The sequence below is a fragment of the Nocardioides sp. genome (assembly GCF_036374615.1).
Taxonomy (GTDB): Bacteria; Actinomycetota; Actinomycetes; order Propionibacteriales; family Nocardioidaceae; genus Nocardioides.
In genome coordinates this window covers 1-10,740 of sequence record NZ_DASUTK010000158.1, presented here as the reverse complement: position 1 = coordinate 10,740, position 10,740 = coordinate 1, and the positions used below count along the sequence as shown (strand labels likewise).

The following is a 10,740-nucleotide window of genomic DNA, read 5'->3' as shown; positions in this document are numbered from 1 at the left end:
CGTGTGCGCAGTCGCAGGGTCGAGGGCCCGCTTCGCCGAGCGCGGGGAGGGCGAGGGGTCGCGAACGGACGACCGGTCCCACGAGCCCGTACAGCGCCTCATCCACCGGTGATCGTTTCGGTCAGAACACCTAGCCGTCGGAGGCCCGGAAGGTCCGGGCAGCCGACTCGACCCGATCCACGTACGACGGCCAGTCGAAGCCCTCGTCGGGGAGGTTGCTGACCCCTGCCCGCAGCCCGGCCGCACCGTCGATGGTCTCGCGGACGATGTCGGCGTGGCCCGCGTGCCGGTTGGTCTCGGCGATCATGTGGACCAGCAGCTGCTGGAGCGTCACGGTGCGTTGCCCCGGGCGCCACCAGGGCACCTCCCCCTCGCTCTCCAGCTCGAGCTCGTCGAACGTCCGCCCGGACGCCTCCCACGACAGGTGGTAGAGCCCGACGATGTCCTCGCGCGACTCGTCGGGGGTCGCCCACATGTCGGCGTTGATCTCGGCGTCATCCTCGAGCCAGGGCAGCGGGACGGGGAGCTCGCGGCCGAAGCAGGACACGAAGTAGCCGAGCTCGACGCTGGCGACGTGCTTGACCAGGCCGAGCAGGTTGGTGCCGGTGGGCGTGATCGGCCGGCGGACGTCGTACTCACCGAGGCCGTCGAGCTTCCAGAGCAGCGCCTCGCGGGCGGACTGGAGGTAGCGGACCAGGATCTCCTTCTGGGTCTCGGCCACGGTCACTCCCCTGCCCGGGCCGGCGCCAGCACGCAGAACTCGTTGCCCTCGGGGTCGCCCAGCACCGCCCACCCGCGGTCCGGGGCCGCACGCCGGTCGTCGACCATCGTCGCGCCGAGCCCGAGCAGCCGGTCGACCTCCTCCTCCCGGGACCGATCCGTGGGCCGGATGCAGACGTGCATGCGGTTCTTCACGGTCTTCGGCTCCGGGACCTTGAGGAAGATCATCTCCCGGTCATCCGGACCCTCGAGCCAGCACTCGTCGTCCCACTCCGCCTGGTCCTCCGCGGACGGCAGCGTGAAGTCCGTCAGCACCTGCCCCCACCAACGCGCCTGCGCGGCGGGGTCGTGGGCGTCGATGCAGAAGTTCGAGGTTCGGGAGGCCATAGCGCCACCGTTCCAGCCGCCACCGACACCGGCAACCGGATTCCGTGCGGGCCGTGGGGCGAGACGTCCTTCGTGAGGTGCCCAGTAGGTTGGGGATTCACCCTCACGAAAGGACCACTCATGGCGACTCGCAGCGCACACACCGCCTGGACCGGCGGCCTGATGGACGGCACCGGCCGCGTCGAGCTCACGAGCTCGGGCGCTGGTGCATTCGACGTCTCGTTCCCGAAGCGCACGGCCGACTCGGCCGACGGCACCACGAGCCCGGAGGAGCTGGTCGCCGCCGCTCACGCCTCCTGTTACGCGATGCAGCTGTCGGGCGTCATCGGACGTGGTGGCGGTACGCCGCGTTCGCTCGATGTCACCGCCGACGTGAGCCTCGACAAGGATCCGGCGGGTGGGTTGATGGTGACCGGGATCGCGCTCACCGTGCGCGGCGAGGTGGAGGGCCTCGACGAGGCCGGGTTCCTCGAGGCTGCCGAGAACGCCAAGACGACCTGCCCCATCAGCAAGGCACTGGCCGCGGTCGACATCACGCTGGACGCAGCGGTCAAGAGCTGAGCGCGCGTAGCCTCCTCGGCGTGATGCCCGAGGACCTCCTGCAGCACGCTCGTCGCGCCCGGGGGTTCATGCCGGACGACGAGGGGCTGCTGCTCCACCGCCGTGCGCTCGAGCGGCTCGCTCACGGCCCGGTCCTGGAGGTCGGCACGTACTGCGGCAAGTCCGCGATCTACCTCGCCGCGGCCGCCCGGGAGGTGGGTGGCGCGGTCTTCACCGTCGACCACCACCGCGGGAGCGAGGAGAACCAGACAGGCTGGGAGCACCACGACCCGACCCTCGTCGACCCCCGGGTCGGACTGATGGACACGCTGCCGGTCTTCCGGCGGACGATCCACGACGCCGGCCTCGAGGACGTCGTCGTGGCGGTCGTCGGCGACTCCGTGTCCGTGAGCCGGCACTGGCGGACGCCGCTATCACTGCTGTTCATCGACGGCGGTCACGGCGAGGAGCCGGCGCACGCGGACTACAGCGGGTGGGCACCGTGGGTGATGCCCGGCGGACTGCTGGTGATCCACGACGTGTTCCCTGACCCGGCCGACGGCGGCCAGCCGCCGTACGAGATCTTCCTGCGCGCACTCGCCAGCGGGGCCTTCGCGGAGGTGGAGGCACTCGGTTCGATGCGGGTCCTGGAGCGGATCTCAGGGACGGCCGGAGAGCCGGTCGGCTGACTCGCACCCGCACTGGAGCCCGATCTCGGCGAACGGTGCCGGCAGCGTGGTCCCGCGCATGATGGTCGCGCCGGGAGTTGTCTCAGAGAGCGCGTCGACCGCGAGGATCACCGCCGCCGCGGTGTATGTCGTCCGCTCGTCGGGCCAGTGGACGTTCTCGGGGAAGACGAGCCCGGTCCAGTACGACCCGTCCTCGTGGCGCAGGTGCTGGACGTCCGCGAGCAGCAGCGCCGCGCGATCGCGGTCGCCGAGGGCGTCCAGCGCCAGCACCAGCTCGCACGTCTCGGCACCGGTGACCCAGGGGTTCCGACTGACGCAACGGATCCCGAGGCCCGGCTCGACGAACGTCTCCCACCGGCTCTCGATCAGGGCGCGGCCGGCGTCGCCTCGCACGACGCCGCCCAGGACCGGGTAGTACCAGTCCATCGAGAACTCCGACTTGTCGAGGAACCGGTCCGGGTGCTCGCGGATGGCGTGCGCGAGCCGACCACCGGCGAGCTCCCACTCGGGCTGCGGGTCGCCCATCAGCTCCGCGAGCGCCACGCCGGCTCGGAGCGAGTGGTGGATGCTCGACGACCCCGCCAGCAGCGCCTCGCCGTTGACCGTCGCCGGTCGGCCGTCGTGCCACTCCTGGGACCACGCGACCCCGCCCCAGGGCAGCTGCATCGAGACGGCGAAGTCCAGCCCACGCCGGACCACCGGCCACAACCGGCGTACCAGCTCGCGGTCGCGCCGCACCAGCCAGTGGTGCCACACGCCGACCGCGAGGTACGACGACATGTTGGTCTCGCCACTCGCGTCCTCGACCTCGCCGTGCACGATCTTGAGCGGTACGGAGCCGTCCTTGCGCTGCACGGTCGACACCCAGGCATAGGCGCGTTCGGCGGCCTTGACCTCACCCGCCGCCAGCAGCGCCATCGCCGCCTCGACGTGGTTCCACACGTCGGTGTGCTCCCCGGTCCGCCATGGGATCGCGCCTGACGGCTCCTGCTCGGAGGCGATGGCGCGCGCCGTCATCCGGACGTCGGCGGCTGTCAGCAGCCCGTCGAGGCTCGGGACGTCAGCCGGCATCGGGTCGCTGCGATTCGGGCCGCCGGAAGTACAGGACGAGCGACTTGCCGATCAGCGGGTCGAGCACCCGGCCGGCCCAGCGCAGCACGCGAGGCTGCTTCATGATCTCCCACACCAGCAGCCGGTGGTACGCCGTGGCGAGCGGGTGGTCGTCGTTGGTGACGCCCACGGCACACTTGATCCACCAGTACGGCGAGTGCAGCCCGTGCGCGTAGTCGCGACCGGTCAGCACCAGCCCGGCGCGCTCGGCCTTCGCGATCAGCTCGGCGTCGGTGTAGATCCGGATGTGACCACCGGGCACCTCGTGGTACTCGCGCGACAGCTTCCAGTTGACGAGCTCCGGGAACCACCGCGGCACGGTCAGGGCGACGGTGCCGCCCGGCCGGGTCACCCGCACCAGCTCGGCGAGCGCACCGAGGTCGTCGGGGATGTGCTCGAGGATCTCGGCGGCGACCACCCTGTCGAACTCGCCGTCGGCGAACGGCAGCGCGAGGGCGTCGCCCTCCTTGACGTCGGCCTCGGCACCTTCGGGGACCTCGCCGGCATCACGCATCGCGGCGAAGAGCTCGCGCACCCCGGCCAGCTCGTCGGGGTCCTGGTCGAAGGCGATCACGTCCGCGCCCCGGCGGTACATCTCGAACGCGTGGCGGCCGGCGCCGCAGCCCAGGTCGAGCACGCGCTCCCCGGGACGAAGCCCGAGCCGGTCGAAGTCAACGGTCAGCATGGAACTCCTTCGAGGCCTCCTCGTACGCCGCGGCCGTCGCCTGCGCGACCGCACGCCAGCTGAAGTGCTCGAGCACCCGTCGGCGGCCTGCCGCACCCATGCGCTCCCGGCGGTCGGGGTCGTCCAGCAGCGCCTCGATCGCCTGGACCAGCTCGCCGACGTCGCCGGGCTCGACCAGGTCCGCGCAGTCGCCGTCGGCTCCCACCACCTCGGGGATCGCGCCTGCGCGCGACACGACGAGGGGTGTGGCGCACGCCATCAGCTCCGCGGTCGGGAGGCTGAAGCCCTCGTAGAGCGACGGCACACAGGCCAGCTCGGCCGAGCCCATCAGTCCGACCAGCTCGGCGTCGGTCAGTCCGTCGACGAACCGAACCGCTCCCTCGAGCCCGAGCTGGTCGATCAGCCGCTCGGTCCGGCCGCCGCCGACGGGTCGCGTGACCAGCACCAGCTCGAGATGAGGACGCTCGACCCGGAGCTTGGCGAACGCCTCCAGCAGCGTCGCGATCCCCTTCATGGGTGCGTCGGCGCTGGCCATCGCCAGGATCCGACCAGGGACCCGCGGCTCGGTCGGGGGGACGAAGCCGTCGTCCACACCGAGCCGGATGGTGCGCATCCGACCTGCGTCGACTGCGAAGTCGGTGGCGATGTCGCGCCGCGAGGCGTCCGAGGGGGTGAGGATCAGCCGCGCCTGGCGAGCCACCTTGCCCTGCATCCTGAGGAAGCCGTACCAGCGGCGGAGCGTCAACCGCTGGCGCCGGCTGGTCGCGGCGGCGAGGTCGATCCGCCGGTCGAACGTGATCGGGTGGTGGATCGTGGTCACCACCGGCAGGCCGAGCTTCCGCTCGACGTCGAGGATCCCGTAGCCGAGGACCTGGTTGTCGTGGACGACGTCGAAGTCGTCGACGCGTTCGGCGAGCACTCGCGCGACGCGCGTGCTGAACGTCTTGGGCTCGGGGAACCCGGCCGCGCACATGGTCAGGAACTCCTCGACGTCGACCAGGTCGCGGAACTCGCGGAGCCTCGGGATGCGGAAGGGGTCAGGCTCGCGGTAGAGGTCGAGACTGGGGACGCGAGTGAGCGACACACCCTCGTCGAGCTCCGGGTACGGCGGACCCGAGAACACTTCCACGGTGTGGCCGAGTCGGACCAGCTCCCTGCTCAGGTGTCGGACGTAGACGCCCTGGCCGCCGCAGTGCGGCTTGCTGCGGTAGGACAGCAGTGCGACGCGCACGCGGCTCCCCCTTCTCCCAGTGAATCTCCCGGCGACGGTGACCCATTGTGAGGCAGCCGCGCCGGGGATGGTGCCCAGGGTGTCCAAGGGCACACTGCCGCGGCCGGGTCAGTCGTCCTCGAGCAGCGTGATGGCCTGCGTCGGGCACGCAGCAGCCGCGCGCCGCACGTGCGCCTCCTCGTCGGGAGCGACCTCCTCCTTGTGGAGCTGGAGGTAGTCGTCGTCATCGAGCCAGAAGACCTCGGGAGCCAAGGCCTCGCAGAGCCCGTTGGAGTCACACTTGTCGAAGTCCACCTTCACCCGCATGCTCATCCCCTTCCTACCGTCGTCATGCGATCGTCCCAGCCTTCAGCTTGTCTCGCTGGAGTGACCGGGGAACACGTGCGCCGAGGGGTCGATCGCCACGGCCGCGTTGTTCACGGCTGTCGCAGCCTCGCCGAAGCCGACGGCGATCAGCCGCACCTTTCCGTGGTACTCGGTGATGTCGCCGGCCGCGAAGACCCGCGGCAGCGAGGTCTGCATCGAGGCTGACACGACCACGTGGCGCTTCTCGACCTCGATCCCCCATGCCTGGAGGGGGCCGAGGTCGGCGATGAACCCCAGGGCGGCGACCAGCGCCTGCGCCGGCTTCACCACCGGCTCCTGCCCGTCGACGGTGATCTCGACCTCCGCGAGCGTGTCGTCACCGCGCAGCGCGGTGACCTGGGCCCGCGTGATGATCTCCACCGAGGAGGCCCTGACCGCTTGGACGGTGCGCTCGTGCGCCCGGAACGCGTCACGGCGGTGCACCAGCGTCACCGTCCGGGCGACCGGCTCGAGGTGCTGCGCCCAGTCGAACGCGCTGTCGCCGCCGCCGACGATCACGACGTCCTTGCCGGCGTACGGCTGGAAGGACGGGACGAAGAACTCCATGCCGCGGCCCAGCCATCCGTCGCCCGCCGGCAGGGGACGAGGACTGAACTTGCCGATGCCCGCGGTGATGATGACCGCGCCGGCCGTGATCTCCGTGCCGTCGTCGAGGCCGATCGTCACGGAGTCGTCGTTGTGGCGGAGGGTCTGGGCGGTGCGGTCCAGGAAGTACTCGGGACGCGCCGTCGACGCCTGCTCGACCAGCCCCTCCACGAGCTCGCGGCCCTTGATGCTCGGGAACCCCGCCACGTCCAGGATCGCCTTCTCGGGATACATGGCCGTGATCTGCCCGCCCAGCTCGGGCAGCGAGTCGACGACGGCGACCCGCAGACCTCGGAATCCCGCGTAGTAGGCGGCGAAGAGGCCGGTCGGGCCCGCTCCGATGATCAGTACGTCGGTCTCGTGGGCCACGAAGTGATCCTGTCTGTCCGACGCGGCCGACTCAACCGTTCAGCCGGGCGCGTTGCCCGGCGCCTACGATGCGGACCGTGGACAGGAGCCCGCGGACTGCGCCCCAGACCAGGCTGGTGCGGACCCTGCGGGGTCACCCCTCGGGCGTGCTGCTGACGGGCCAGCTGCTCGCGGTGCTCCTCTACCCCTTCACCGGCAGCTCGATCCCGGGCCGGGCGGCGCTCGGAGCGATGAGCACGGTGCTGGTGCTGGTCGCGCTGTACGCCGTACGTCGCACTCCGGCCCTCGCCTGGGTCGCACTCGTCCTCGGCGCGCCGGCGGTGCTGTTCAACGTGCTCGAGGTCGTGTGGCCCGAGAGCGACGTGGTCCTGCTGGGCTCCGCGCTGCTGCACGCGCCGTTCTACTTCTACGTCTCCTACGGGATGATCCGCTACCTCTTCCACGACAAGAAGGTCACGCGCGACGAGCTCTTCGCGACGGGTGCGGCGTTCACCGTCGTGGCCTGGGGCTTCGCCTACCTCCACCTGGCGGTGCAGGTGCTCTGGCCCGACTCGTACGGCCCCGTGGACCGCTCGTTCTTCGAGCTCCTCTACCTCTCCTTCACGACCCTCACGAGCGTCGGCCTCTCCGACATCGTGCCGGTGACGCCACACGCCCGCTCGATCGTGATCGTCGAGCAGGTGGCCGGCGTCATGTACGTCGCCCTCGTGGTGGCACGGATGGTCGGGCTGACGGTGATCAAGCCCGAGCTCGAGGACGAGCAGTGACGGCAGACGGGACGCGTCTCAGACCTGCTTGCAGATCTTCTTCATCTCCCTGAGGTAGGCCCGCATCGGCTCCAGTCCTGCCTCGGCCCGGAGCTCGTCGACGGCATCCGGGTCGGCGATCGGCGTCGGTGGCACCGGCTTCTTGCGGTCGCACCGGATCTGCGTGCCGTACGTCTGCGGCTCTCCCTTCGCGACTGCGACGCGGTCGGTCAGGTAGGCGAGATCACCGGCGGAGGCGTTGTCGGCGTCCACCGCCTCGCTGAGCAGCTCGAGCGCCCGCTCCTGGAACGCGAGGTCGAGGTCGGAGTGCTGGGCGATCACCCAGGCGGCCGTCGAGCCCTCCTCTCCGACCAGGTCGTGGCCGGGCCAGCCGTGCTCGTCGAAGATCTCGGCCAGCCTCGCCTGCCGGTCCTCGTGGAGTCCTGAGCCCTCCTGGTCGGCCGCCTGCATCGCGACCAGCTCGTCGGCGAGTGCCTGGTCGAACTCGACCGGCCCGGCAGGGGAGGGCGTCGAACCGGGGTCGGTCGCGGGTCGGTCGTCGTCGGAGCCACTGCAGCCGACCAGCGCGACCAGGACCCCCAGCATCGCTGCGACCAACGCCGCCCGGGCTCGCTCGACGTTCACCCACGCAGCCTACGATGCTCCGGTGACCTCACCCGAGATCTGGCGGCAGTTCGCGCACGATCCGCGCTCCCCGGCGTACGCGTCGATGCGCGCCGCCGACGCCGACCGCGACGTGGTCCTGCGCGCGCTGGGTGACGCGTACGCCGAGGGGCGGATCGACGCCACCGAGTTCGACGAGCGCACGTCGGCCGTGCAGGCTGCCCGCAACCTCGGGGAGCTGCCGGCGTTCCTGGCCGACCTGGTGCCGCCGTCGAACGTGGGGCCGACGTCGATGGCAGCTCTCACCTCGATCCCCCCGCTGACGTCGGAGCGGGTGCAGGCGGAGGCGGTGCGGCGCTGGGAGAAGAGCCGGCGCGAGGCCTTCACGATGTGGGTGACGGTCTCGATGATCTGCTGGGTCGTGTGGCTGGCCACGAACCTGGGCGGGTTCCCCTGGCCGCTGTTCCCGATGGCCGGCACCGCCGTCCCCCTCATCGGCACCATGGTGCAGCGCAAGGACATGATCGAGTCGAACCGCCGCAAGATCATTGCCAAGCACGAGAAGGCGTTGGCGAAGGAAGCGAAGCGACGCGCACTCGAGCAGCAGAAGCATCGCCAGATCGACCGGCCGCCGCCTGAACAGGCCTAGCTTCCCTGGCCAGGGCCCAGCTCGACGTTCAGTCGATGTGGCCCGGTGGGCGTCCGGGTCGTGCGATGGCAAGGCCGAGGAGGGAAGGCGGCCCGGGGTTGGCCGTCGACCGACGAGAACGCCGCCAGCGTGCGGCCCGGGCGTTCACCGGGTCGCTTCCATCATCTGGCGGAGCTCTTTCTTGAGATCGCCGATCTCGTCGCGCAGCCGGGCCGCGACCTCGAACTGGAGCTCGGCGGCCGCGGCTCGCATCTGCTCGGTGAGCTCCTGGATCAGCTCGGCCAGCTCGGTGCTGGGCAGGCCGGCGAGGTCGGGGTGATGGCCGTCGCCGCGCAGCTTGGAGAGGCCCGGGACCGGCGCCTTCTTCGCCCCCTCCGATCGACGCCGCGCGTCGAGGTGCTGCCAGGTCTCGAGCAGCGCCTGGGTGTTCTCGTCCTCGCGCGCCAGCATCTCGGTGATGTCGGCGATCTTCTTGCGCAGCGGCTGCGGGTCGACGCCGTGCTCCTTGTTGTACGCGACCTGCTTGGCCCGGCGCCGGTTGGTCTCGTCGATCGCGGCCGCCATCGACGGAGTGATCGAGTCGGCGTACATGTGAACCTGGCCCGAGACGTTCCGGGCGGCGCGGCCGATCGTCTGGATGAGTGACTTGTCAGACCGCAGGAACCCCTCCTTGTCGGCGTCGAGGATCGAGACCAGTGACACCTCGGGCAGGTCCAGGCCCTCCCGCAGCAGGTTGATGCCGACCAGCACGTCGTACTCGCCGAGGCGGAGGTCGCGCAGCAGCTCGATCCGCTTCAGGGTGTCGACCTCGGAGTGGAGGTAACGGGTGCGCACCCCGGCGTCGAGCAGGTAGTCGGTGAGGTCCTCCGACATCTTCTTCGTCAGCGTGGTGACCAGCACCCGCTCGTTCTTCTCGACGCGCGCGTTGATCTCGCTGATCAGGTCGTCGATCTGGCCCTTCGTGGACTTCACGACCACCTCGGGGTCGACGAGGCCGGTCGGCCGGATGATCTGCTCGACGGTGTCACCGCCGACCTTGTCGAGCTCGTAGTCACCCGGGGTGGCCGACAGGTAGATCGTCTGCCCGATCCGCTCGAGGAACTCCTCCCACCGCAACGGCCGGTTGTCCATCGCGCTCGGCAGCCGGAAGCCGTGGTCGACCAGGTTGCGCTTGCGCGACATGTCCCCTTCGTACATGCCACCGATCTGCGGCACCGCCACGTGCGACTCGTCGATCACGAGCACGAAGTCCTCGGGGAAGTAGTCGAGCAGACAGTTCGGCGCGGAGCCGGGCGACCGGCCGTCGATGTGCATCGAGTAGTTCTCGATGCCGGAGCACGACCCGACCTGACGCATCATCTCGATGTCGTACGTCGTGCGCATCCGCAGCCGTTGTGCCTCGAGCAGCTTGCCCTGCCGCTCGAAGGAGGCGAGCTGCTCCTCGAGCTCGGCCTCGATGCCGCGGATGGCCCGCTCCATCCGCTGCGGCCCGGCGACGTAGTGGGTGGCCGGGAAGACGTAGAGCTCCTTGTCGTCGGTGATCACCTCTCCGGTCACCGGGTGCAGCGTCATCAGCCGCTCGATCTCGTCGCCGAAGAACTCGATGCGGACCGCGAGCTCCTCGTAGACCGGGAAGATCTCGAGGGTGTCGCCGCGGACCCGGAACGTGCCGCGCGTGAACGACATGTCGTTGCGTGTGTACTGGATCTCCACGAGGCGGCGAAGGACCGAGTCGCGGTCGTGCTCGTCGCCGACGCGCAGCCGCAGCATCCGGTCGACGTACTCCTGCGGGGTGCCGAGGCCGTAGATGCACGAGACGGTCGAGACCACGATCACGTCGCGACGGGTCAGCAGGCTGTTGGTGGCCGAGTGGCGGAGCCGCTCGACCTCCTCGTTGATCGAGGAGTCCTTCTCGATGTAGGTGTCCGTCTGCGGGACGTAGGCCTCGGGCTGGTAGTAGTCGTAGTAGCTGACGAAGTACTCGACGGCGTTGTCGGGGAACAGCTGTCGCAGCTCGTTGGCGAACTGGGCGGCGAGGG

At 70.2% G+C, this 10,740-nt stretch carries 13 protein-coding genes; 4 read left to right on the top strand and 9 right to left on the bottom strand.

Going from position 1 to position 10,740, the window contains the following annotated elements:
• Window positions 1–130 precede the first annotated feature (130 nt).
• Together VFZ39_RS12270 and VFZ39_RS12265 are read right to left on the bottom strand one after the other, a co-directional pair.
• Window positions 131–721, bottom strand: a complete 591-nt coding sequence (locus tag VFZ39_RS12270) for a DinB family protein (protein WP_330866050.1) — start codon at window positions 719–721, stop codon at window positions 131–133.
• A 2-nt stretch (window positions 722–723) separates the two neighbouring features.
• The gene (locus tag VFZ39_RS12265; RefSeq protein WP_330866049.1) at window positions 724–1,107 is read right to left on the bottom strand and encodes a VOC family protein; all 384 of its coding nucleotides are present in this window, start codon (window positions 1,105–1,107) and stop codon (window positions 724–726) included.
• Window positions 1,108–1,227: 120 nt separating this feature from the next.
• Between VFZ39_RS12265 and VFZ39_RS12260 the strand changes: the two genes are divergently transcribed.
• Complete coding sequence (locus tag VFZ39_RS12260; protein ID WP_330866048.1) at window positions 1,228–1,668, top strand: OsmC family peroxiredoxin; 441 nt, start codon at window positions 1,228–1,230, stop codon at window positions 1,666–1,668.
• Between the two features lie 23 nt (window positions 1,669–1,691).
• Window positions 1,692–2,336 (top strand): class I SAM-dependent methyltransferase, encoded by a 645-nt coding sequence (locus VFZ39_RS12255; protein ID WP_330866051.1) that lies wholly within the window; start codon window positions 1,692–1,694, stop codon window positions 2,334–2,336.
• Here the strand turns inward: VFZ39_RS12255 and VFZ39_RS12250 are convergent.
• The 5 genes from VFZ39_RS12250 to VFZ39_RS12230 form a co-directional block, all read right to left on the bottom strand.
• Complete coding sequence (locus VFZ39_RS12250) at window positions 2,307–3,407, bottom strand: prenyltransferase (RefSeq protein WP_330866047.1); 1,101 nt, start codon at window positions 3,405–3,407, stop codon at window positions 2,307–2,309. The genes VFZ39_RS12255 and VFZ39_RS12250 overlap by 30 nt on opposite strands.
• Window positions 3,397–4,131 carry a class I SAM-dependent methyltransferase gene (locus tag VFZ39_RS12245; RefSeq protein WP_330866046.1) on the bottom strand — a complete coding sequence of 245 codons (735 nt, stop codon included), beginning with the start codon at window positions 4,129–4,131 and terminating at the stop codon, window positions 3,397–3,399. The genes VFZ39_RS12250 and VFZ39_RS12245 overlap by 11 nt, the downstream gene beginning before the upstream one ends.
• Entirely contained in the window at window positions 4,118–5,362 is a 1,245-nt protein-coding gene (locus VFZ39_RS12240; RefSeq protein WP_330866045.1) for a glycosyltransferase family 4 protein, read from the bottom strand. The genes VFZ39_RS12245 and VFZ39_RS12240 overlap by 14 nt, the downstream gene beginning before the upstream one ends.
• Window positions 5,363–5,470: 108 nt before the next feature.
• Window positions 5,471–5,668: a ferredoxin gene (locus tag VFZ39_RS12235; protein ID WP_330866044.1), complete on the bottom strand. Its 198-nt coding sequence runs from the start codon at window positions 5,666–5,668 to the stop codon at window positions 5,471–5,473.
• Window positions 5,669–5,710: 42 nt separating this feature from the next.
• Complete coding sequence (locus VFZ39_RS12230) at window positions 5,711–6,682, bottom strand: NAD(P)/FAD-dependent oxidoreductase (RefSeq protein ID WP_330866043.1); 972 nt, start codon at window positions 6,680–6,682, stop codon at window positions 5,711–5,713.
• A gap of 77 nt (window positions 6,683–6,759) precedes the next feature.
• Here VFZ39_RS12230 and VFZ39_RS12225 point away from each other — a divergent pair, with 77 nt between their 5' ends.
• Window positions 6,760–7,449, top strand: coding sequence for a potassium channel family protein (locus VFZ39_RS12225; RefSeq protein WP_330866042.1), 690 nt, complete (start codon window positions 6,760–6,762; stop codon window positions 7,447–7,449).
• Between the two features lie 18 nt (window positions 7,450–7,467).
• Here the strand turns inward: VFZ39_RS12225 and VFZ39_RS12220 are convergent, their stop codons facing one another.
• Entirely contained in the window at window positions 7,468–8,073 is a 606-nt protein-coding gene (locus tag VFZ39_RS12220; protein WP_330866041.1) for a DUF6624 domain-containing protein, read from the bottom strand.
• Between the two features lie 22 nt (window positions 8,074–8,095).
• Here VFZ39_RS12220 and VFZ39_RS12215 point away from each other — a divergent pair, with 22 nt between their 5' ends.
• Window positions 8,096–8,701: a DUF1707 domain-containing protein gene (locus tag VFZ39_RS12215; protein WP_330866040.1), complete on the top strand. Its 606-nt coding sequence runs from the start codon at window positions 8,096–8,098 to the stop codon at window positions 8,699–8,701.
• 144 nt (window positions 8,702–8,845) lie between these two features.
• Here VFZ39_RS12215 and uvrB read toward each other — a convergent pair.
• The coding region (gene uvrB / locus VFZ39_RS12210; RefSeq protein ID WP_330866039.1) for an excinuclease ABC subunit UvrB at window positions 8,846–10,740 on the bottom strand (1,895 nt) is incomplete at its 5' end.